General features: G+C 63.2%; 21 protein-coding genes. 16 read left to right on the forward strand and 5 right to left on the reverse strand.

Annotated elements, in window-relative coordinates; all coding sequences use genetic code 11:
- Positions 1–110 precede the first annotated feature (110 nt).
- The 5 genes from SHTP_RS00735 to SHTP_RS00755 form a co-directional block, all read right to left on the reverse strand.
- On the reverse strand, positions 111–1,235 hold the full coding sequence (locus tag SHTP_RS00735) for an adenylate/guanylate cyclase domain-containing protein (RefSeq protein WP_096369489.1): 1,125 nt from the start codon (positions 1,233–1,235) through the stop codon (positions 111–113).
- A 113-nt stretch (positions 1,236–1,348) separates the two neighbouring features.
- A complete protein-coding gene (locus tag SHTP_RS00740; protein ID WP_096369490.1) occupies positions 1,349–3,586 on the reverse strand; it encodes an NADP-dependent isocitrate dehydrogenase in 2,238 nt (745 codons plus the stop codon).
- A 676-nt stretch (positions 3,587–4,262) separates the two neighbouring features.
- Complete coding sequence (locus SHTP_RS00745; protein ID WP_020785348.1) at positions 4,263–4,841, reverse strand: Rv1363c family protein; 579 nt, start codon at positions 4,839–4,841, stop codon at positions 4,263–4,265.
- A 247-nt stretch (positions 4,842–5,088) separates the two neighbouring features.
- A complete protein-coding gene (locus tag SHTP_RS00750) occupies positions 5,089–5,880 on the reverse strand; it encodes a mannan-binding lectin (RefSeq protein ID WP_012392159.1) in 792 nt (263 codons plus the stop codon).
- Between the two features lie 11 nt (positions 5,881–5,891).
- On the reverse strand, positions 5,892–6,617 hold the full coding sequence (locus tag SHTP_RS00755; RefSeq protein ID WP_012392160.1) for an Rv1363c family protein: 726 nt from the start codon (positions 6,615–6,617) through the stop codon (positions 5,892–5,894).
- Positions 6,618–6,991: 374 nt separating this feature from the next.
- Between SHTP_RS00755 and SHTP_RS00760 the strand changes: the two genes are divergently transcribed.
- The 16 genes from SHTP_RS00760 to SHTP_RS00835 are packed head-to-tail and all read left to right on the forward strand — an operon-like array spanning position 6,992 to position 23,049.
- Positions 6,992–8,080 (forward strand): hypothetical protein, encoded by a 1,089-nt coding sequence (locus SHTP_RS00760; protein WP_096369491.1) that lies wholly within the window; start codon positions 6,992–6,994, stop codon positions 8,078–8,080.
- The gene (locus tag SHTP_RS00765; protein WP_096369492.1) at positions 8,073–9,254 is read left to right on the forward strand and encodes a GNAT family N-acetyltransferase; all 1,182 of its coding nucleotides are present in this window, start codon (positions 8,073–8,075) and stop codon (positions 9,252–9,254) included. The genes SHTP_RS00760 and SHTP_RS00765 overlap by 8 nt, the downstream gene beginning before the upstream one ends.
- Positions 9,254–10,234: an SDR family oxidoreductase gene (locus SHTP_RS00770; RefSeq protein WP_096369493.1), complete on the forward strand. Its 981-nt coding sequence runs from the start codon at positions 9,254–9,256 to the stop codon at positions 10,232–10,234. Before SHTP_RS00765 ends, SHTP_RS00770 begins: the two co-directional genes overlap by 1 nt.
- Positions 10,231–11,328: a fatty acid desaturase gene (locus tag SHTP_RS00775; protein ID WP_096369494.1), complete on the forward strand. Its 1,098-nt coding sequence runs from the start codon at positions 10,231–10,233 to the stop codon at positions 11,326–11,328. The genes SHTP_RS00770 and SHTP_RS00775 overlap by 4 nt, the downstream gene beginning before the upstream one ends.
- Entirely contained in the window at positions 11,328–12,677 is a 1,350-nt protein-coding gene (locus SHTP_RS00780; RefSeq protein WP_020785342.1) for an aminotransferase class III-fold pyridoxal phosphate-dependent enzyme, read from the forward strand. Before SHTP_RS00775 ends, SHTP_RS00780 begins: the two co-directional genes overlap by 1 nt.
- Complete coding sequence (locus tag SHTP_RS00785; RefSeq protein ID WP_096369495.1) at positions 12,674–14,182, forward strand: pyridoxal phosphate-dependent decarboxylase family protein; 1,509 nt, start codon at positions 12,674–12,676, stop codon at positions 14,180–14,182. The genes SHTP_RS00780 and SHTP_RS00785 overlap by 4 nt, the downstream gene beginning before the upstream one ends.
- Positions 14,179–14,922: a hypothetical protein gene (locus SHTP_RS00790; protein WP_096369496.1), complete on the forward strand. Its 744-nt coding sequence runs from the start codon at positions 14,179–14,181 to the stop codon at positions 14,920–14,922. Before SHTP_RS00785 ends, SHTP_RS00790 begins: the two co-directional genes overlap by 4 nt.
- Entirely contained in the window at positions 14,919–15,425 is a 507-nt protein-coding gene (locus SHTP_RS00795) for an SRPBCC family protein (RefSeq protein WP_011742406.1), read from the forward strand. The genes SHTP_RS00790 and SHTP_RS00795 overlap by 4 nt, the downstream gene beginning before the upstream one ends.
- A complete protein-coding gene (locus tag SHTP_RS00800; protein WP_171944484.1) occupies positions 15,422–16,165 on the forward strand; it encodes a hypothetical protein in 744 nt (247 codons plus the stop codon). Before SHTP_RS00795 ends, SHTP_RS00800 begins: the two co-directional genes overlap by 4 nt.
- On the forward strand, positions 16,140–17,114 hold the full coding sequence (locus SHTP_RS00805) for an ABC transporter ATP-binding protein (protein WP_012392169.1): 975 nt from the start codon (positions 16,140–16,142) through the stop codon (positions 17,112–17,114). The genes SHTP_RS00800 and SHTP_RS00805 overlap by 26 nt, the downstream gene beginning before the upstream one ends.
- On the forward strand, positions 17,111–17,887 hold the full coding sequence (locus SHTP_RS00810; protein ID WP_012392170.1) for an ABC transporter permease: 777 nt from the start codon (positions 17,111–17,113) through the stop codon (positions 17,885–17,887). The genes SHTP_RS00805 and SHTP_RS00810 overlap by 4 nt, the downstream gene beginning before the upstream one ends.
- Before the next feature lie 15 nt (positions 17,888–17,902).
- Complete coding sequence (locus SHTP_RS00815; RefSeq protein WP_096369497.1) at positions 17,903–18,184, forward strand: acyl carrier protein; 282 nt, start codon at positions 17,903–17,905, stop codon at positions 18,182–18,184.
- Between the two features lie 8 nt (positions 18,185–18,192).
- Positions 18,193–19,833 carry a fatty acyl-AMP ligase gene (locus tag SHTP_RS00820; RefSeq protein ID WP_096372247.1) on the forward strand — a complete coding sequence of 547 codons (1,641 nt, stop codon included), beginning with the start codon at positions 18,193–18,195 and terminating at the stop codon, positions 19,831–19,833.
- Positions 19,834–19,842: 9 nt separating this feature from the next.
- Positions 19,843–20,688 (forward strand): MlaE family ABC transporter permease, encoded by an 846-nt coding sequence (locus SHTP_RS00825; RefSeq protein ID WP_012392173.1) that lies wholly within the window; start codon positions 19,843–19,845, stop codon positions 20,686–20,688.
- Position 20,689: 1 nt separating this feature from the next.
- Complete coding sequence (locus SHTP_RS00830; protein WP_172900495.1) at positions 20,690–21,556, forward strand: MlaE family ABC transporter permease; 867 nt, start codon at positions 20,690–20,692, stop codon at positions 21,554–21,556.
- Positions 21,557–21,558: 2 nt separating this feature from the next.
- Positions 21,559–23,049 (forward strand): MlaD family protein, encoded by a 1,491-nt coding sequence (locus SHTP_RS00835; RefSeq protein WP_096369498.1) that lies wholly within the window; start codon positions 21,559–21,561, stop codon positions 23,047–23,049.

Genomic DNA, 23,049 nt, shown 5'->3' on the forward strand with positions numbered 1-23,049 from the left:
CATCTGTTGACACGGGGTCGGCCACCCGCCATGTGAGGGTGGCGTGATCTCTTCCTACACCCTTGCGATGATCCCGCCGCGGGGTGTGCCGCCGACCGCCCCAGCCGGTGTCAGCCGCGCCCAGCGGGGCGGGCCGGCTCTACCCGGAAGAGCTTGACCTCGGCGCGCATCCCCCTGATCCGTTGGGCACCGATCGAAAACCACTCGAAGTCACCAGCGTTGCCGACGGCATCACGGGTCGATTCGGCAACCACGACCGTGCCCGGGTATGCGATCGAGGTGACCCGGCTGGCCAGGTTGACCGGACTGCCGAACCAGTCACCCGCCCGAGTGACCGCAGCCCCAGATGCAACACCAATCCTCAAGGGTGGCAGGTTGTTTGCCGCGGCGGCGGCCAAGTCCAGCGCCGCCCGCAGCAGCGGTGCGGGTTCTGGACAGACCAGCATCACCGCGTCGCCGATCGACTTCACGAACCGGACCGGCATGGTTGCGGCGTCGTGGGCGGGGTCGGCAAGCCGGGCGGCCACCCGTTCCAGGTCCTCGGCCGGCATCACTTCGCCGAGCCGGGTGAAGCCCGCCATATCGGCGAAAGCAACGGTGACGGGTCGGGCGCCCGGTAGCGTGCCCGCGGCCCGTTCCGCCGCGTTGACGGCTTCCGTCTCCACCGAATGGCGCAGCTCCAGGCGCATCAGATCGTCCATCATCGGAGGCAGCAACGGAATCGCTGCCTGGGCCAACTGCTCGGACGCCTCGGCCAGCTCGATCTCGGAGAACCCCGGCCGCAACAGCGTCTTCAGCGCCGCCTCCCGCATCATGGCGGCGGCATGCCCCAGGCTTTCCACCAGTACCCGCATGACGGCAACCGCATCTTCGAGGTCGTAGCCGATATCCAGAAAGACCTTCGCGTGTCTGACCGCCACGGCGTCGGCCCGCGGCAAGACGGCCTCGTCCGGATCGTCGATCCGGGGCAGGCTAACGGCACGTTGCAGGCGCTGCAGCACATCGAGTTCGATGCCGGTTGCCGCGCAGATCTCGCGCGCGGACACCAGCGTTCCATCATCACCGAGCACCCGGTAGGCGGGCAGCATCACCGGTGCGGCCGCCGACGCCTGGATGTGCTCGAGACTGAACCCACGCTCGAGTAGCCAAGCGATCAGCTCCGCGCGGTCTTGGCGTGCGGTCCCCTCAAGCCCGTCGAGCAGGCCTGACGCCTCGATATCGACGTCTGCGGCCATAGCTGCTCACTCTATTGGAAACCCGCGGCCGTGAGCGGGACCAGCGCCGCGCAGCTGGGCCCGCCCGGCCCCGGATTTCCAGCGGACACAGGCTATTCAGAGGGTGGCGGGCCTCAGCCCTGTGCGGCCTCCAGCGCGGCGTTGAGCGTCTTGCTGGGCCGCATGACCGCGGTTGTCTTCTCGTTGTCCGGCGCGTAGTAGCCGCCGATGTCAACCGCCTCGCCCTGCGCTTCGGCGAGTTCGGCCACGATGGCCTCCTCGCCATCGGCCAGCGCCTTGGCGAGCTTGGCGAAGTGTTCGGCAAGTTCCGCGTCGTCGGTCTGCTCGGCAAGTTCTTGGGCCCAGTACAGGGCGAGATAGAACTGGCTGCCCCGGTTGTCGAGCTCACCGGTCTTGCGTGAGGGGCTCTTGTTGTTGCCCAGCAGCTTGCCGATTGCGTCATCAAGAGTCCTGGCCAGAATCTTGGCCCGGTCATTGCCGATCTTGACGCCCATGTCTTCCAGGCTGGCTCCCAGGGCGAGGAACTCGCCAAGCGAATCCCAGCGCAGGTGATTCTCCTCGACCAGTTGCTTGACGTGCTTGGGCGCTGAGCCGCCGGCGCCGGTTTCATACATCCCGCCGCCGGCCATCAGGGGCACGATGGACAACATCTTGGCGCTGGTGCCCAGCTCCAGGATCGGGAACAGGTCGGTCAGATAGTCACGCAGAATGTTGCCGGTCGCGGCAATGGTGTCCAGCCCGCGAATCAGGCGTTCCAGGGTGTACCGCATGGAACGCACCTGAGACATGATCTGGATGTCCAGACCTTCGGTGTGGTGATCCTTCAGGTACGTCTTGACCTTCTTGATGAGTTCGTTCTCGTGCGGACGGTACGGGTCCAGCCAGAACAGCACCGGCATGCCCGAATTGCGGGCGCGGGTGACGGCCAGTTTGACCCAGTCGCGGATCGGCGCGTCCTTGACCACACACATGCGCCAGATATCGCCGGCTTTGACATCCTGGGTGAGCAGCACCTCGCCGGTGTCAAGGTCGACGATGTTGGCGACGCCGTCCTCGGGAACCTCGAAGGTCTTGTCGTGTGAGCCGTATTCCTCGGCCTGTTGCGCCATGAGGCCGACGTTGGGGACCGTGCCCATCGTTGTCGGATCGAACTGTCCGTTGGTCTTGCAGAAGTTGATGATTTCTTGGTAGATCCGCGAGAACGTGGACTCCGGGTTGACCGCCTTGGTGTCTTTGAGCTTTCCGTCGGCGCCGTACATCTTGCCGCCGGCCCGGATCATCGCCGGCATCGAGGCGTCGACGATGACGTCGCTGGGGGAATGGAAATTGGTGATTCCGCGGGCGGAATCCACCATCGCCAGCTCGGGGCGGTGCTCGTGGCAACGATGCAGGTCGTCGATGATCTCATCGTGCTGGGAGGCCGGCAGGGTCTCGATCTTGCTGTAGAGATCTGACAACCCGTTGTTGACGTTGACACCCAATTCGTCGAACAGCTTCTGGTGCTTGGCGAAGGCGTCCCGGTAGAAGGTCTTGACGGCGTGGCCGAAGACGATGGGATGGCTGACCTTCATCATCGTCGCCTTGACGTGCAGGGAGAACATCACGCCGGTCTTGTAGGCATCCTCGATCTGCTCTTCATAGAACTCGCACAAGGCCTTCTTGCTCATGAACATGCTGTCGATGATGTCGCCGTCATCCAGCGAGACCTCGGGCTTGAGCACCAGCGTCTGGCCGCCCTTGGTCACCAGTTCCATCTTCACCTTGTGCGCGCGGTCCAGCGTTATCGACTTCTCACCGGCATAGAAGTCGCCGTGTCGCATGTGGGCGACGTGGGTACGCGAAGCCATCGACCATTCACCCATGCTGTGCGGGTGTTTGCGGGCGTACTCTTTGACCGCATTGGGCGCCCGACGGTCCGAGTTGCCTTGGCGCAGAACCGGGTTCACCGCACTGCCCAAGCACCTGGCGTAGCGCTCCTTGAGCGACTTTTCCTCGTCGGTCTTCGGGTCGGCCGGATAGTCCGGAATCGCGTACCCCTTGTCTTGCAACTCCTTGATCGCCGCCTTGAGCTGGGGCACCGATGCGCTGATGTTGGGCAGCTTGATGATGTTGGTGTCCGGGTCCTGCGTCAGCTCGCCCAGCTCGGCCAGATTGTCCGGGACCCGCTGCTCGTCGGTGAGGTAGTCGGGAAATTCGGCCAGGATGCGTGCGGCCACCGAGATGTCACTGGTCTTGATCTGAATGCCAGCGGGCTCGGCAAAAGCCCGCACTATGGGCAGGAAAGCGTAGGTCGCCAGCAGTGGCGCCTCGTCGGTCAGCGTGTAGATGATGGTCGGCTGCTCGGCGCTCATGTGTATCTCCCGGCGTCACTGTCGGTTCGGTTTCGAGGTTCTCTGCGTTGTAGGTGCGGCTACCAGTATCGCGGATCGGCGTCCTCGGCAGACAGCCCGCTGCGGCTCGGCGGCATACAGCTTGTCGCCTGCACTGATATCTGCGACTTCTCCTCAAGCCTAGTGTGGGCCGCGTTCGGGCCCGGGCGGCACGGGTGGGCAAGGTGGGCAAGGTGGGCCACGCGCCGATCATGGCGGTTCTCGGCGGAGGCGGCAATAGCGGCCGGCAAGGCGCACGTAGTAGTTTTGCTAGTGGGTTATCAGATTTACGCGCATGCGACGGTCGGATTTCTGCTCGAATTGTGTTCAGCGCATCATGTGGAAAGTGTGTCGGAGTGAACTATTTTGGGGCTGAATTTGGCCACTAACCAGGTGACTAGTCGGTTTGCCGGAGTGTTCGCAGCTTCACCAGTTGGGCGGTCGTGTCATGAAAGGGAATTTGATCTCGGCGCCAAGCGCGCATTCCAGCTGTCATTTCACGCAGCGGTGGAATAGCCTAAAGGAGGGCTTCGATCTGATGCTGCCCAACGATTTGGCGCGCTTCTGATACCTCGCAGTCGACTCGGGCCCGATCAAGCTGTCAGAGGCCGAGCGGCTCGTCCTGATCGGAACGCCGACTGCTCACCGGTGATTCGTGTCAGGGCAACTCGACCTTCGCGGCCAGCCAGCGGCCGTCGACTTTTTTCATGGTGACTTCGACGCGACTTCGGTCCAGCCTAGGTTCGGGTGCTCGCGCATTACTCACCGACTGATCGACGAACAGCACCACTACAACCGTGTCTGGTGATGTCGACTTGATGGCCGACTCGACGACCACTCCGTGCGCTGATGCCTTGTTCTCCCTCAGTGCCTGCTGCAACGCGGCGCTGGACTTGAGGTACATCTCTTTGAACTCTCCGGTCGACCCGTCGATGGTTTCGCGGAAGTTCTCATCAATATTGGCGCTGTCGATCGTGGTCAAGTTCTCAGTGAACCGCAGCGCTGCGCTGAGCGCCTGTCGGCCAGCAATCTCGTTGTCACGCTGCTCTTTCCATAACCACCCCAACGCCGCGGTGCCGGCGAGAACGGCGGCCGCCGCAAGTGCGGCAGCGACCTTTGTCCGTGATCGCGCCCGACGTTGTGGCGTTACGTCATGTCCTGGCTCGAGGGCAGGATCGGGACCATCGCCAGCGGCGGCACAGGCTTGGATGCCGGGATCGAGATCGTCGTGATCCACCTCCAATTCCGTTTCTTGGCTACTTGGTTCGGCAGCACCCGGCGCGCGACCGATCGTATTGCCGCCGTGGTCTCCTCCGCATGTCTCGGGTGAGTCGGAGACCGGATCTCGGGTCGGATCGGGCCCCGGTTGGGCGGCGGCATCTGTCGTAGCTGAAGTGCGCCCCGCCTTGGCCTTGGCGTCAGGACCGACTCTTCGAGGCTTGCGGGTGGTTCCTCCCTCCTGCGGGGAGATGCACCCGTCGTCTTTACCCTCCATAGCCCGACCTCAACACCGGGGCCAGCACATCAATCGGGATGTGGGCCTCAACCGCACCCCCGTCCATCGACCACACCGGCATGCCGGGCTCATAGTTGATCGGGTTGTCGTGCGCGACAGGGTAGTCCGGCAAATAGAGGATCAATTCGCTTGGCGTCAATGCCCACGCTTTGTACCCACCCGAGTAAACCTTGTCAGGAGTCCACCGATCGACGGTGAAGGGATAGGTTCCCGGCTGGTGCGGTGGGGCGGCACGATCGAGTGCTGCCGCGACGAACGGTTCAGCCAGCGGCGGAATGACGGCCAAAGGATCCAGTCCCGCTTTCACAATGTCGGTCAGCTGCAGTTGCCGGCCGAGGGCCGTGTCAAAGGTGAAGGTCCGGTAGGCGTTGTTGATCTTGGGACCGTCGGCATGGTAATCCTCATGGAACACCACGGATACGGCGCTCTGGTGGCCGAACTGCTGGTAGTTTTCTTCGCCCCAGCTGTCCTGAACCATGTCTGCGCCTTTTTCTCTCCAATTGTTGTAGAGGGTCCGCAGGTAGTCCCGGACCACCGGACCGCTGACGGCGTTGTCTACCAGGTCGCCCGGAATTGCCATCCTGATGTCTCGGTCCGCCTTGCGGACCGAGGTCACGGTGGTATGGCAATAGCGGCCGTCAAAGTCGCCGCCGAGCTCACCGCAGAACGACTGGGCAGACCCCCATGCCGAGGGGGCGGTCGAGACAGCGCAGCCGGCCACCAGCACCCCTGCCGCTAACGCGGCTTTCCACCCAGACATAGCGGAGCCGGTCATGAGAGCTCGACTTTGCTGGCGAGCCAACGCCCGTCGGTCTTCTCCATGGTGATCTTCATCCTGCTCCGGTCGACTCGGGGATCCGGACGAGCGGCATTGGTTACCGTCTGATCGATCATCAGCAGCACAACGACCCTGCTCTTGGACTTCGACTGGATGGCGGAATCAACCACGACTCCGTGTGCTGTGGCCTTATTGTCGATCAGCAGCTGGCGGAGCTGAACACTCGAGCGCGTATACATATCCTTGAATTCGCCTGTCGCGCCGTCGAGGACTTGGTTGAAGTTTGCATCGACATTGTTGCTGTCGATACTCGTTAATGTCTGGGCGTATCCAATCGCTGTTTGCTGAGCCAGCTCGGCCGCCACGTTGGCGTGATGCGCCGCAAACAGGTGCCACCCCAGCACGGCGGAAACGCTCAGGGACGCGAGAATCACGGCCAGGATTGCCTGGTTGAATCCGACGCGGACCCGCTTGACTCGCATCCGCGACCACCGGGAACGCCAACGCCGGGGTGCACGCGGGGCATGGGCGTCGGTGTCCGTGCAGTCGACATCGTCAGCGTTACCCGATTCCACATCGGCGCAGGGCCCCGCGGCCGTGCTGGGTGACTCGAGCTCATCAGTGGCGATAGCAGGTTGGCCACGTTCGGTCGTATCCGTCGTATCCGTGAGTTGTGTGATGTTGCTGTTCTCGACGTCGTCTCCGGTGATGGCGACCAAGGCAACGGCTCCTTTCCAACGGCTAGCCTGATCAACCTCTTGCCTGTGGGACAACGAGGCCGTGGCGGGTGGTGAAGATCCGCCACCTGCCAGACGCGCCTAAGGCCGACCTTCGAGTCCGAGATGGCCCCCGCAGCTCGGCCAACGGTTGAGCCGTCGATCGGGCCATCGCGCGCTGCACTGAGCGCCGCCGAACCTGCTCGGCCCGGTCACGCGCAGCGCCCGCCGGTCCAGCGTGCGCTGTTAGCGGCTGGGGCCGGAGGCGAAGCGGGAAGACGTGCGGCCTGCGTTTGACATGCGGACTGCGGAGTCCATATCGTGTGCCAGGCTAAATGCAAATTATTGTCATTACCAATCGGTTGAGGTGAGTGTACATGGAGGGGCTCGCGAGTGGTCGTACCGAAGCGGCCAAACCGCTGTCGCGCGATGGGGCGCAGCAGCCAGGGTGGTTCGTCGGACAACGGGTAGACATCCTCCTGGTATTCGGGTTGGGTGCCTTCCTGTCGGCAGTCCTCTTTGCCGCCGGTAGCCACAAGGGGTTGTTCCTGGTCGGCGCGGCCGGTTTTTCCCTGTTGTCCGACCTTCCGCACGTCTTCACCACCTCGGTCCGGATCTGGCTGGACCCGCGGGAGCGGTCGCGCTACCGGGCGCATTACCTGATGAGCCTCGCCGTGATCGGCACACTGGTCGCGATGCTATGGTTTGGGGGATGGCTCATCCCGCTGCTCGCGATTTGGGCGTACTGGCAAGTTTTCCACGTGCTGAAACAGCATTTCGGCATGATCAACATCTACGCCGCAAAGAATGGCTACAAGGGCCCCAGGAAAAAGATCCAGTACGCCCTCTACTCGACGTGTCTGGCGCCCGTAGTCTTTCGAGCGGCTCACGGGCTGCATTTCTCCGAGTATGAAGTCTTCGGCAAGCGACTTCCATTCTCTAATTTGAGCGTTCCAGTGCCCCCGGTGCCCAAGCTCATAGTCATCGCCGGATTTATCGTCGCCGCGGTTTGTCTGGCCCTTGCCGTCATTGAGCAGCTCCAGCTCAAACGCGACGGACAGCGCACCCTGCCAGCGATGGCGGTGGCGACCTTCGTCGTGGCCGCCTTGTCCTACAACCTTTCCTACCTCCTCGTATCAGATCTGTTCGCGCTCATCCTGATCGCCACCACCACGCACAGCCTGCAATATCACCTGATCAACTGGACCAGGAATAACACGCGGTTTGCGCATAGCAAGAACTCCGAAGAGAAGAAGCTTCTGCTGGCACGGCTGTCTACCAGAAAGGCGTTGCCGCTCTACATCGCATTTCTTGCCGGACTCGGCGTGCTTGCCGGGCAACTCGATACCATTATTTTTGCCGTACCACTGACCTTCGTCCTGCATCACTTCTACATGGATGGCGCACTCTGGAAGAGCAAGAAAAATCCCGAGTTGGCATACGACCTGGGAATCATTCGTGCTTGATGAAGAAGTCGGCGCACATCGATGGACCGAGGCGTTAGCGCATCCGCCGGCGCCGACCGTCCGTCCGGTACGCACCAATGCGGAGATCAAGGACTTCATCGGCGTTCCGTGGCAGATCTATCGCGGTGACGACGCGTGGCGGCCCACACTGCGCCGAGTCATGCGCGCCAAGATGGATCCCCGCAAGAACCCGTTGCACTCCGAGGTTCAGATCGCCAACTTCGTCGCCTACCGGCAAGGACGGCCGGTGGGGCGGATATCGGCCTGCATCGATTCCCACTACGTGCAACGCTATGGCGACTACGCGTTCTTCGGATTTTTCGAGAGCGAGCCGGATCAGGCCATCGCATCGACGCTGTTGACCACCGCCGAGAACTGGGCGCGAGGGCGCGGCATGAACGCCATCATCGGCCCATTCAGCTACACGTCACGCGAGGACGTCGGGCTACTCATTTCCGGATATGACACTCCACCAACGATCATGCAGCCGCACAACCCACCGTATTACCTGAGGTTGGTTGAGGCGGCCGGATACTCAAAGAAGTTCGACACCGCCTGTTTTCGCTGGAGCGTGGATGAAAACCCGTCAGTCCAGCAGCGCCTGCTGAGTCGAGCCGATGCGGTACTGGGCGCGCAAGGTGCCAGCGTTCGGCCGGTACGACTGTCGGATTACGAGCAGGAAGTCGAACTCTTGCGCAAGCTCTACAACGACTCGTTCGCAAAGCATCCAGAAAACGTGCCGCTAAGCAGGCCCGTGTTTGCCAGCATGGCCGCCGAGATGCGGCCGCTGATCGATCCGAACATCGTCAGGATCGTAGAAGCGAACAACACACCCGTGGGCTTCTTGTTCATGCTGCCCGACGTCAATGAAATCACTGGTCAATCGGGCAGACTCACGCCCTCGGCCCTGCTCCGGATCGCGGCCAAACGAGGCGGTCGAATCCGCGGGGTGCGCACTGCCGTCGTGGTGCTCATCGGCGCGGTCCAAACCCAGTTCGGCGCGGGCCTAGGCCGGATCCTGGCTGGCGAGATCGTGCGAACGATAACCGGCGCTGGGTACTCCGCTGTCGCCACCACGTGGATGCACGAGGACAACATGTGGTCCAATTCGCTTGCGGCGCAGATGAAGAAGGCGCCCGAGAAGCGTCATCGAGTTTATCAAAAGGAGCTCTGATGGCACCGCGAATTCTGGTCACGGGCGCCACGGGGTATCTCGGCTCGACGATCCTGGAAGCGCTGGTGCGCGCTGGCGAGCGGGCAACCATATTGGTGCAGCCCGGCGATCCGCACGTCATGAGCCCGGAGTTGCGCTCCAACGTCGATGTTGTTCGGGGTGACATCACCGATGCTCAAAGCGTGGGCGAGGCGATGCGCGGAATTGCGCGCGTTTACCATCTCGCCGGCATCGCATCGCCGAATTCCCGTTTAGCCAACCAGATCTGGCGCACAAACGTGCTCGGCGCATACCATGTTGCGCAGTCGGCGTGGCGGCACGGGGTGCAACGCCTCGTGCACGTGTCCTCCACGGCGGCCATCGGATATCCCCCCAATGGTGTGATCGCGGACGAAGATTTCGACCCGCGAGATTCGGTGCTCGACAACGTCTACTCGGCTACCAAGCGGGCTGGCGAACAGCTGGTGCTCGACTTCGTCGACCGCGGGCTCGATGTCGTGGTGGTGAACCCGGCGGCCGTCTTCGCGCCTGGGTTCGGGCCGCCCCGGTCTTGGCAGGGCCTGCTGGTCTCGGCGCGCAAAGGTCTGTTGCGGGTCGTTCCGCCGGGAGGAACCGCCGTTTGTTCGGCCCGCGACTTCGCGGCCGGTGTCACAGCGGCGATGAACAAGGGTCAACCGGGGCGGCGATACATACTCAGCACCGACAACCTTTCGTACCGGCAGATCGCTGAGCTGCTCGTGCGCGCCGTGGGGCGATCCCACCAGGTACGGGTCGCGCCCATGCGGCCATTCCGCGCCCTCGGGAGGGGAAAACGTATCGCATCCGATTTCTCGAGTCGGGCGCATTTCGATGACCCGTTGGTTCCCGAGAACATCGACCTGATGGCCCGCAAGGTCTACTACGACCCCACTCGGGCGGTGCGTGAGCTGGGCATTCCCAAAGTGTCAGTGGCGGAATTGATTACGGAGTTTGTTGGATGAGTCCTCAGGCGCGGCAGGCGCTGGCCGAGGGGGCCGGCTCCAAGGACGTGCTCGGGATCTCGATGGCGCAGGCGCGATCCTTGGTAGCCGACCTCGCTGTAAGACGGCAGTGGATTTACTGGGTCGACCTGACGGTGTGTGTAGCGGTGGGCTACACGGCATTCCTGTTGTGCCCGGCCAGGCAACCCCTTTCGCCCGCCGCTGTGGGTTGCGTGGTGGTCGCTGCGTTGGCGCTATACCGTGCCGTCCTTTTCGTCCACGAGATCGTGCACGCCGGTGCCGAACTACGTTCATTCGCGCTGTACTGGCATGCGGTCTGCGGGATCCCGCTGATGGTTCCGCAATTCACCTACGAGTTTCATCAAGAACATCACGCGTCGCGCACCTACGGCACCGCCGCCGACGGCGAGTATGTGGCCTATGCCACCGAACCGCGCTGGCGGGTGGTCGCCCTACCCTTCACCGCCTTGCTGGGGCCGGTGTTCTTCGTGGTGCGGTTCCTGGTGCTGGCGCCGCTGAGTTGGCTTGTCCCACCATTGCGTCGGTACGTACTGACTCGGGCGTCGGCACTGATGATCGACGCAGACTTCTGCCGCACACTTCCGCCCGGTGGCGTCCCTCGCTCCTGGCTGATCCAGGAATTCGCCTGTTTCGCCTACCTGGTCGGGGTGGCCGTGCTCTTCGGGCTTGGTGTATTCGCGCCGTACCGACTGCTGGAGGCCTACGCGGTCGTGAGCCTGATCCTGTTCGTCAACTGGATTCGGGTGCTCGTTGCTCATCGGTACGAGAGCGAAAACCAGCGGATGACATTCCCCGAGCAAGTGCTCGACTCTATCGACCATCCGTCGCTGCCGGTCCTGGGTGAGCTCTGGGCCCCGTTGGGTCTGCGACTGCACGCTGTTCACCACCTATTCCCCAAGCTGCCCTACCACCAGCTCGCCGAGGCTCGACGACGGCTCGCGGAGGCAGTTCCCCGCGACCGCGGCTATTGGGTGACCGAGGACCCATCGGTGGTCAGCTCATTCCGTCGCCTGCTCAGCCGCCGGGCAGAGTCGTCGAAGCCGATCCGGCAACTCACCGATGAGGCTGTGTGATGCTGGCCAAAAACCCACCCCCCATGCGGGAATCCAATGCGGCGACCTACTCGCGACGCCTCCCGATACGACTGGTCGAGGCCCGCGGTACCCGGGTACGTGACAGCAGCGGGCGTTGGTATATCGACTGCCTAGCGGCCGCTGGGGCGATGTCGCTGGGTTGGAACCATCCGGTGGTCAGTGAGGCGGTCATCAAAACCGTTGACTCCGGTGAGCCCTGGCTGTCGTTGGACTTTCATACCCCCGCGAGGGAGCAGTTCGTCGAAGACCTGCTCTCCATCCTGCCGCCGGGATTGGCCGCCGACGGCCGGGTCCACTTGTGTTCGCCCAGCGGTGCCAGCGCTGTCGAGGCGGCCCTCACGCTTGCCGAAATCGCCACCGGTGGGCGTGAACATGTTGGCGTGCAGGGAGGTTTCCACGGCTGCACCAGGGCTGCGCGCGCGGCAAGCTCCGGCGGCGGACTTCGGCAACAGCCCGTAGTGATGGCACCGCGGACGACGTTTCTGCCCTTCCCCCAGAACTATCGGTGTCCCTTCGGCGTCGGGGGCGAACGTGGCGTAGACCTGGCAGTGACGGCCGTCGAGCAGCTCGCCGCACCCCACGCCGGCATCAGCGCCCCCGCGTCGATCATCTCCGAATTCGTCCTCGGTGAGGGCGGCGTGCTGCCGGCCCACCCGCGTTGGGCCAAGGCGTTGCGCAACCTGGCAAACCGTTTCGAAGTCCCCCTGATCGCCGATGAGGTACAGGCAGGGATGTTTCGGACCGGACGGGCTTGGGGGTTCGAGCATTGCGACATCGAGCCCGACATGGTCGTGATGTCCAAGGGCCTCGGCTCGGGTGTGCCGATTGCCGTGATCGTGGTTCGCGAAGGCTATGACGTCTGGGAACCCGGTGCGTTTACCGGAACGTTCCGGGGCAACGCGATGGCCTTCGCCGCGGCGAGCGCGGTCATTCGATACGCCCGAGAAGCGGCGTTGGCCGAGCATGTAACCCGGATGGGGGAGTACTTCCGCACCGGACTGCAACGCATTCTCGAAGAGTGCGAGATCGTTGGCGACGTTCGCGGCCGCGGGTTGATGCTGGCCGCCGAGATTGTGGACCCGCAGCTGCCGTGGCCGTCGGGTGTGGCACCGGCACCCGAACTGGCTAGGCAGATTCAGCGTGCGAGCCTCAGTAACGGGCTCATCATCGAATCTGGCGGACAGTATGGAAACGTCATCCGATTTCTGCCACCGTTGACCATCGAGGAAGCCGACATCAGCGCGGCTTTGACTGCCTTCGAAGCTGCCGTCAAGCAGGTAGAACGGCACCGCACCAAGGCAGTTGACCTCCGGGCGGACCAGCGATGAGCCGCGACGTGAGTGACTTCGCCGGCGAATTCGTCTCGGGCAGCGGCACGGCCGCCTACCGCGACGCAATTACGTTGGCTAGCGGCTTGGTTGCGAATGCATTGGAAGCGGCCGACGCGCCCGGCCTGGTGGACGGATACTCGTTGCTGAAGGAGCTGGCGGATAAGCCCAGGCTCGATACCGTTGCCGGTGTCGGCCTGCCGGCGGCCCTGGAGGAGGCCGTCGGCCTCATGGCGGGGCACTCCGCTGTGGTCACCCACCCCGCGTACCTGGCGCACCTGCACTGCCCGCCCACCGTTGCTTCCCTGTCCGCTGAGGTTCTCATCAGCGCGTTCAATCAGTCCCTCGATTCGTTTGACCAAGCTCCCGCAGCCACGGCCATCGAGCAACGAGTTGTCGAACATCTCTGTGCCCGAATCGGATACGGGACAGATGCGGACGGTACCTTCACCAGTGGCGGCACCCAATCCAATCTGCACGCGTTGCTGATGGCACGTGATGTTTTCGCGCAGCGAACGCTGGGTTTGGATGTCGGCACCGCCGGGTTGCCGGCGGCGGCGCGCTCATGGCGACTGCTTTGCACTCGGCAGGCGCACTTCTCGGCGCGCCAGGCACTGCGCATCCTCGGCCTTGGCGCCGACGCCGTGATCGAAGTGCCTACCGACGATGCAGGACGTTTGTGCGTCGAGGCATTGGCGGGGTGCATCGCTGAGAGCCAAGCCCGCGGCACACCGGTGTTCGGACTGTTCCTCACCGCGGGAACCACCGACTACGGGGCCATCGATCCGCTCGAGCCCGCGATCAAGATCGCCCGGCAGCACGGTGTCTGGGCGCATGTGGATGCGTGTGTCGGGGGCTGTCTGGCCTTCAGTGCCCAACACCGACATCTGTTGCGGGGTATCGAGTTAGCCGACTCCGTGGCCGTCGACTTTCACAAGCTGCTGTTTCAGGCGATCAGCTGCAGTGTCCTTCTGGTCCGAGACGCCGAGTCCTTTCGCGTCTCGGCCGGCCACGCCGACTACCTCAATCCCGCCGATGATGTCGAACACGATGTCGTCAATTTGGTCGGCAAGTCTCTGCAGACCACCCGTCGATTCGACGCGCTGAAAATATTCCTCACCCTGCGTGCGCTCGGTGAGCGGCGTATCGGGGCGATGATCGACGCCACCTGCGCCGCCGCGGCAGCCGCAGGCCGGGCCGTATCGGACCACCCCCACCTCACGTTGTGTGCGCCCGTGGCCGTCAACACGGTAGTGCTGCGGTGGCGCCATCCGGAGCTGACCGAGCAGAAGTGCGACGCGGTCAACAGTGCGATCCGCAGCAGCCTCGCTCGTTGTGGCCTCGCACTCGTTGGTCGATCGCGCGCGGCCGGACACCAGGCGATCAAGCTGACTTTCGTCAATCCGCTTATCACCGCAGACCTGGCCACCGGGGTCATCGCTGACGTGTCCCGCCGGGGCAACGAAATCGCTGGTCTACCCGACGACCTGGCGGCACAGGCATGACCGAACAGCTGTGTCGTATCGAGCGAGTGGCGGCGTCCGATCCGCGTTTTGGATGGGCCAAACAGGTCGAGTACACCGTCTTCGGTCTGGAGAACAACTTCGCGAGCGATGCCGATATCGCCGCTGCGGAAATGGTGCACTACCGAGACTGGGAGCGCTCGTCGGAGATTTTCGTCAGCCTCGACACCGCGGCACCGCACCAGCCCGTGGGAGTTCTCCGCGCGCTGCGCCATGACCCAGAGCTCGGGCTGGACAGCTTCAGCACGCTACGTGACGCGCGCAACTACCCCGTGGACGAACGCACTCGCCGCAATTTTCTCTACCCGCGCTGGAGTGACTTTTTCGACGGCATCGATCCGCGGCGAATCGCAGAACTCGCTACCCAGGGGGTGCTGCGAAGCGCGCGCCGCTCCGGGATGATCGAACAGATCTGGCGAGCGTTTTTCAGCAGTCTCGCCGCCGACGGCGTCGATCTCGTCACGGTGGCGCTGGTCGTGCCGTTGTTCGAGTGGTATCGCCAACTGCTGCCCGATCGCCTGCACCAGATCGGAGAAATTCTGCCGAACTACATCGGCGCCGACAGTGTGCCCGCCGTAGTCGATATCGGCGGGTCATTCATCTCGGATTCCATTCGCGACATGGATGCGGATTCGGCATCACTGCTGGCGCTGACAGTCCAAGCACCACATCCAGTCTCAGCTGTACCAGGACCTTCCGGGGAAGAAGAGAGAGAGCAATGAGATCAATCCACACCGACGAGCACGTTTTCCGCAAAGTCAGTGAGATCGACTGCCCCGTCGAACGGGTATGGCAGACGGTCACCACCCAAGAGGGGATCAATCATGAGATGGGCCCCTACATGAAAATGACCATGCCTAAACAGTTCATCGGCAGATCCATTGCCGACGTGGAACCGGGTACCCGGATCGGCAAGAGCTTCCTTCTACTATTCGGGTTCCTTCCCTTCGGGTTTGACGACATCACCATCACCAGGATTGAACCCGGCCGGATGTTCCGCGAAGAGTCCACGATGACGGGGATGCGGGTGTGGGTACACCACCGCACCCTGGAACCAAAAGGCGATAAAACGGTGGTCAGCGACGAGATCACGCTGGCTCCTCAGGCACCCATGGGCCTTATCCCCGGGTGGGGCAAGCTGATGAGCAAGATCTTGTCGGCGTTTTTTGCTCACCGTCACCGACGTCTTCGCAAAAGTCTGGCCAAAACCGGTGTAGCGCAATGAGATCATCTTCGATGGCCGCGTCGGTGTTGGTCGCCGCGGCAGCGCTGACCGGCGGATGTACGGCGGTGAACAAGGCCGCCGGCGAACCCGTCGGCCATGCGTTCCAGCTGCTCGAGTACCCGCAGCCGGTTTCGCAGCCGGTTGCCGAGCCCGCTGAGGGATCGCCCTATGGCGGCTACTCGGTTGAGGTAGCTGGCTCGGTTACATATCTCAAGGAAACGACCGTCCTGCCCAAGAGCGGTCTGCTGACTATCGGCCCAGGGCCACGCGCTGGTGAGCTGCAGGTGCAGCACTACTACCAGGGTGACCGGTTCCCCTACGAGACCGGCGTCCTTTCCAAGGACGGGACGGCGAGCACCCTCAACGCCATCACCATCGTCAACCCACTGGATTCCCGGGTGTCGTTGCAGTGCGCCGTGGCAGGCGGCATCGCGCTCGAGAACCTCAACGAGCCACGAGACCTGCACGGCGAGTGCGGCGGGGGCGCGAAGTTGTCGGGCACCGTGCGGGCCGACGGGACGCGCCAGGCTACGTGGCGCGGCAAGCCGGTTGAGCTGGCCCGCACCGTTGTCGACTTGACCATTACGGGGATGACGAGCGGAAAAGTCCACCAAATCAACGATGTACCGAAGGGCGGCAGCTTTCCGCTGTATACGGCCATCGACGTGAACATGACCGCCCAAGGCATCAACCTAACGGAAGAGCTGGAACGCTATGTCCTCCCCAGAGTCCAAGACTGACAACGAAACCGGAGATTCGCAGCCAGGAACCTCCGCTCTCGAAGCGGTCGACCTGGTCAAGTCCTATCCCGGTTCGGACGCCAACGCCGTCGACGGTCTCAACCTCGTGATTCCGCGCGGGGTGGTCTATTGCCTGTTGGGCCGCAACGGGGCGGGTAAAACCACGACCATCAGGATGGCCACCACATTGCTGACCCCGACTAGCGGCCAGCTGGAGGTGCTGGGGGTTCCGGTTGACAACACGACGCAGCTGCGGCCACTCATCGGCGTGGCGCTGCAAGAGGTCGCCCTCGATCTGTGGATGTCACCCGTCGAGCAGATACGCATGAGCCTGGCGATGGCGGGCTGGCCGAAATCCGACAGGAAGCGTCGCGAGGGCGAACTCGTCGAGCAGTTCGGCCTCGGAAAGTACCTGAATCGCAAAGTCGGAGCACTTTCCGGTGGTATGCGCCGGCGCGTCGACGTGGCCCTCGCGGTCGCGCACAACCCACAGATGCTGTTTCTCGACGAGCCTTCCAGCGGGCTGGACATCGAAGGCAAGCAGGAGGTGTGGAACGCAATCCGGCTGCTGCGTTCTGAGGGCCGTACCGTCGTCCTGACCACACACGATATGGACGAAGCCGTCTCGCTGGCCGATGAAGTCGGAATCATCAAGGACGGGGTGCTCGTCGCTGCGGGTTCGACACAGGAGTTCACCCGAAGCCACGGCTTCGCCGTGGACATTTCGGCACCCCAGGAGATAACCGACGACGCCGTGCGGCAACTGGCCGGCGCCGGCTACCCGATGCAGCGCAAGGGCAGCAGCGCGGTAACCGGATCACTGGACTCTGCGTCTGCCTCCGAGATCGGTTCGCTCGCCACGGTTTTGGATCGGCTCGGACTGGCCGGCGCGAACATCGAAATTCGATCGACGTCGCTGCGCGACGCGTTCCTGGAGGCTACCCAATGACCCGCTCCGCGCTGGCGAACACCGCCCGCCTCTTTCGCCGCTATGTCGTTGTGGGGCTGCGACAGCCGGTCTTCGGTTTCATCTTTCCCATCGTGTTTCCGGTCGTGTTGGTGGTCTTCGTGCGGTCGATGTTCCAACGCGTCGCGGACTTGCCCGGATTTCCGCTGACTTCCTATACCGCCTACATCGCCCCGGGTCTCATCATGCTGATTCCGATGCTTGGCGCGGGATACGGCGCGGGAACGTTGATCGAAGAGATCAGTTCGGGCTTCACCGACCGGCTGCGGCTTTATGGTGTCTCGACTGGTCAGATCATGGCCGCCAAGATCGGCTTCGAGATGTTCAGGATCCTGCCCGCCGCGGTGATCGTCATCGGCCTGCTGGCTTTGCTCGATGCCCCTTTGCGCGCCGGGATCCTCACCGCAGCGCTACTCATCCTGCTGATGTTTCTGTGGTCGGCCGCATATAGCTCACTGTTCTATCTGGTGGCACTCCGCACGCTCAACCCGCAGGCGCCGGTCGCGATGCTGCCTTTGGCACTGCCGGTGCTGTTCGTCAGCCAGGCGCTCATGCCTTCGGTATTCCTGTCGGACTGGCTGCGCATCAGCATCAATGTGAATCCGTTCTCACACATCGTCTCTGCAGCGTCGACGATCATGTACGGCGATTTCGACACCATGACGGTCCTCCGGGGTTGTCTGGTGGGCCTCGGCATGTTCTTGATCCTGCAAATTCCCATCCACTTCGTTATTCGTCGCAAAATCGGAAAGTAAGGGCATAAAGCTGTCATGTCAGAGGTGCGTGTTTTCCTTGTTGAGTTCATCGCTGACGAACTCGAGATCGCCACAACTGAGGTGCGGGACTCTTCCGAACTCATCAGGGACCTCGGGTTCGACTCACTTGCGTTCGCTTCGGCGGTGTCGGAAATTGCCAGCCGGTTCGGTGTGCGACTGAGCAAAGACGACGTCTTCGAATCCAAGACGGTGGGCGCGTTGGTTGAGCTGGTGGAGAGCCGGAAGAGCGCGCCGGATGCGGTGAATGCTGCCGTCAACGCGTCGGGTAACCCGTGAACACGATCATGCGGAGGCTGTGTGACAGCCAGGGGGCGACACAGCACGGTCTGACCACGGCTCCGGTCGGCGCCGACGGGCGATCCCATCTCGACCAGCTGACGAACACGCCGTGGTCCGATATCCACCACTTGGGCCGCCGCGCGGCGGGTGCGCTACAACGTGACGGCGTCACCCCCGGCGACGTGGTGGCGGTGTTGGCTGGCGCGCCCGGTGAGATCGCTCCTCTGGTGCAGGGCGCCTGGATGTGCGGTGCCGCGGTGACGATGTTGCATCAACCCACTCATCGGTCCGACCTACAAGCGTGGGCCGCCGACACCAAGAAGACCTTGTCGATGGTCGGCGCATCGACCGTCGTGGTCGGCAGCCCATTTCAGTCCGCCGCGCAGGAGTTCGCGAAGGTGGGCCTACGCGGCTTGGAACTTTCCGAGCTGCTTACCGCAGATGAAGGGCGCATCGTTGTCGCAGAGGAGGATTCACCCGCATTCCTGCAACTGACGTCCGGTTCGACCGGGCATCCCAAGGCCGTCAGCATCACCTACCGCAACATCGAGGCAAACGGGCGCGCACTGATGGCCGCCGCGAGCGCCGATGTCGCCTCCGATGTCGTAGTCAGCTGGCTGCCACTCTTCCACGACATGGGCATGATGGGTCTGCTGATCATTCCCATGTATGAGGGTATGGATGCTGTCCACATAACGCCGGCGGACTTCCTCAACGATCCCCTGCTATGGACTGAACTGATCACCAAGCACCGCGGCAGCATCACTGCTGCACCGAATTTCGCGTATTCACTGCTGGCTCGGCGCCTACGCAGAGCGCAGGACCACGCGTTCGATCTCTCCTCCCTGCGCTTTGCGCTCAATGGGGCCGAAGGCATCGACGTCGCCACGCTGGAGCGGCTTGTCACCGAGGGTGCGCGCTTTGGACTGCGGCGGGATGCCATCGTGCCGGCCTACGGTATGGCCGAAGCGACCCTGGCGATATCCGTCGTACGACCCGGTGAAGGATTCCGGGTCTGCCCGCCGCATCCCGACCTGGTCGCGGCACAGGGCGAAGCGGCGGCACCGCGAGTCATGCTGGGACCGCCCGTGCCCGGATGCGATGTGCGAGTGGTGTCCGAAGACCGAACCGTCCTCGCGCCGTCGGAAATCGGCGAACTCGAGATCCGCGGCGACAACGTGACGGCCGGATACCGCACTGAGGCGGGTTTCGAGCCGGCGGTTGACGCCGGCGGTTGGTTGGCCACAGGTGACGTCGGCTACCTGACCGAGAACGGGCAACCGGTGATCTGCGGCCGCAAGAAAGACATTCTCATCATCTCGGGCCGCAATGTGCACCCTGAGGACATCGAGCGGTCCGTTGTCGGTATCGCGGGCATTCGTTCCGGCGGCGTCGCCGCCGTGCGCCTGGCCACCGCCTCCGCTAGCGAGGGATTCGTAATGGTCGCCGAATCTGCGCTGCATGCCGACGATGCCGAAAGCAACCGTATCCGAACCGAGGTCGCCGACCGCGTGTTCGTCAATCTCGGGGTGAGTCCGCGAGCAGTCCATGTGGTCCCGGCGGGTTGGCTCCCCAAGACGTCGTCGGGAAAGCTGCGTCGGCGGCAGACCTCCGAGCGGTTGCGACTCTTCGACGACGCATTGTGAGGCCGTGTGATGGCGACGACCTTTGTTAACGACCGACTGATCGGGCTGCGCCGCCTCAGCGTCACGTACCTGCGTCAGCACCCAGCGGCATCGCTCGCCACGGCTGGCGAACAGATCGTGCTGGGCGTCGCCGCGTTGCGCTACTTGGCGATAGATCTGGTGACCGGCCGGTTCCCATGGACCGAGTGCATCCGGCAGGCGAGCTTCATGGCCGCCACCGCCATCATGCCGACGATTCTGGTGGCATTGCCCATCGGCGCTACCCTGTCCATCCAGTTCGCGATGCTCGCTGGCCAGGTCGGGGCGACCTCGCTGGCTGGAGCGGCGAGCGGGTTGACCGTCGTCCGGCAGGCCGCCTCGCTGGTGGCGGCCATTCTGCTGGCTGCGGCGGTCGGCTCCGCAATCACCGCGGACCTGGGCGTTCGCACCATGCGCGAGGAAACAGACGCGATGGAGGTGATGGGCGTCTCCGTGGTCCGCAATCTGGTCGTCCCTCGATTGCTGGCAGCCATGGTCATCGGGGTCGCGTTGTGCGGCGTGGTGTGCTTTGTCGGATTCCTGGCCAGCTACCTGTTCAACGTGTACGTCCAGGGCGGCTCTGCGGGCAGCTTCCTGGCCACATTTTCGGCGTTTGCCACCACCGGCGACATGATCCTAGCCCTATTGAAGGCCGCTGTCTATGGCTTCATCGTGACGGTGGTGGCATGTCAGAAAGGGCTATCAACTCGGGGCGGTCCAGCCGGTGTCGCCAATTCGGTCAACGCCGCGGTTGTGGAGGCCGTCTTGCTGCTAATGATCGTCAACGTCGTGGTCAGTGAGCTCTATACCGTTCTCTTCCCGAGAACGGGTTTGTGACATGACCTCGTTTGTCGCGATGCGCCGCATGTCGATACGTCAAATAGTGTTTGCCGGCGCCGGCGCCGGTGCCGGCCAGCCGCTCGCCAGGTTCGGCCACATGATTGCGTTCTACCTCCACACGGTCCTTGCCATTCCGGTCGCGCTGCGACGCTACCGCCGGGAGTTCATGCGGCTACTCTCCGACATCACCTGGGGTAACGGCTCCATCGTGGTCGGCGGCGGGACGGTGGGAGTGGTTCTGGTGCTGGGCATTACGGCTGGCGCGCTAGTCGCGATCGAGGGGTACAACTTCCTGAACATGATGGGCATCGGCCCGGCCACCGGTGTCGTCTCGTCCCTGGTGACCACACGCGAACTCGCCCCCATCATGGCTGCGCTCGGCTTCGCGGTCCAGGCGGGATGCCGCTTCACCACGCAGATCGGTGCAATGCGGGTGGCCGAGGAAATCGATGCTCTCAACGCGATGGCTATCCGGCCGATCCCGTACCTGGTCACCACCCGATTGCTGGCTTCTGCCGTCGCGATCATCCCGTTGTACATCGCATGTCTGACGATCAGTTACCTGTCGTGCCAACTGATGGTTACCTTCACGACCCATGGGTCGGTGGGACCATATCTGCACTACTTCACGATGCTCATCGACGCCAGAGACGTTGGCTACTCGGTGATCAAGGCCGTGGTTTTCGTGGCGCTGGCGTCGGTGGTCCAGTGCTACTACGGCTTTTGCGCCGAAGGCGGGCCAGAGGGCGTCGGTGTTGCCGCCGGACACGCCATGCGTGCCAGTATCACCGTCGTCATCATCGTCAACATGGTGCTGACCATGGCGCTGTGGGGCGTTGACGCCGGCGTCAGGTTCGGCGGCTGACGATGACCAATCACATTGACCTCGACGGGATTTACTTCTCGAAGCGACAGTTGCTCGCGCGTGGGGGCATCGCGCTGGTCGTTGTCTTGCTGGTGACGTCGTGGCTGCTGGCCAAGTCCATGGGCTATCTCGATCGCGGTGTCCAAGTGGTCGCCGACCTGCGCAACATCGGCGACGGTCTACCGGCCGGGTCCGACGTCAAATACCGGGGGATCCAGGTTGGCACCGTCGAGAGCCTCGATCCGTCGATCGGCAACCAACCGAACCAGGTGCGGATTCGCCTCAAACCGGAGTACGCGGCGTCGATACCGGTGACCGTCACCGCGCGCGTCGTACCGAGCAATGTCTTTGCGGTGTCGTCGATCCAACTCGTCGAGCACGGGCCCGGCACACCCATCAGCGACGGCGAGCGGATCAGCGAAGACACCGACCTACCTACCGTGTTGTTCCAGACAGCGCTGACCAAGCTGCGCGACATTCTTGCCGCTGCCGGCCGTAATCGCGATGATCACACCCTCGGAGTGCTTGCGGCCGTCGGAGCCGCGACGAACAATCGCAACGGCGCACTGCAGCTGAGTACGCACCAGCTGATTCGGATCATCGACGAGCTCAACGGTGTCGTTGCGACTGACGAAGGTCCGTCGACTGTCGCCGCGCTGGTGGATGCGGCGCGTGGGCTGTCGCAGAGCGCACCGGAGTTACTGGATGCGTTTCACGATGCCGTCGCGCCGATGCGGACACTTGTCGACAAGCAGCAGGCGCTGCACGACTTCCTCGGGGCCGGGCAATACACGACCGGGCTGACCGTCAATTCCTTGCAGAACCACTCCGACCAGCTCGTTCAGATAACGACGGATCTCACCCCGGTCGTCGGTGTATTCGCCGACAACGCACAGCACTTCGTGCCGATCACCGAGCGGATCACCAGATTCTCGGACAAGTTTTTCGAGGAGGTTTGGGACCCGGCCTCGACCGTTGCCCACGGTCGTGTGAACGTCTCGTTCACACCGTCCTATACCTATACCCGGGCCGACTGCCCGAGGTACGGGGAGCTGCGGGCCCCGAGCTGCTTTACCGCACCCCTGGTTCAGGCTCGGCCCGACGTTCCTGAGGTGTTACTCCCGCAGAATTACCAGCCTCCACCGAATCTGGCTCCCCCCCCTGGGACGGTCGTGGGTCCTGACGGAAACCTCGTCGCGGTTGGCCCGCCGCTGATCAATCCCACCCCGAACCTCGAGGATCCCAATCCGCCACTGCCTGCCGGGGTGACGCCTGCGCCTCCAGTTCCGGGCACCGCTAACCCGGATCTGCTTCCCGCGGCTCCGTCATCTTTCGGGGGCAACGTCGGGCCGGTCGGCAGTGTGCAAGAACGCGCAGCCCTGAGTCTGATCACCGGGGAGCAAGTGACCGTCGCGACCCAGCTGCTGCTGGGGCCGGTGGCCCGCGGCGCCATCGCCAGCCGAACTCAGCAAACACCGACGGAGAGCAAATGA

The organism is Mycobacterium ulcerans subsp. shinshuense, from assembly GCF_002355775.1.
GTDB classification, from domain to species: Bacteria; Actinomycetota; Actinomycetes; order Mycobacteriales; family Mycobacteriaceae; genus Mycobacterium; species Mycobacterium marinum.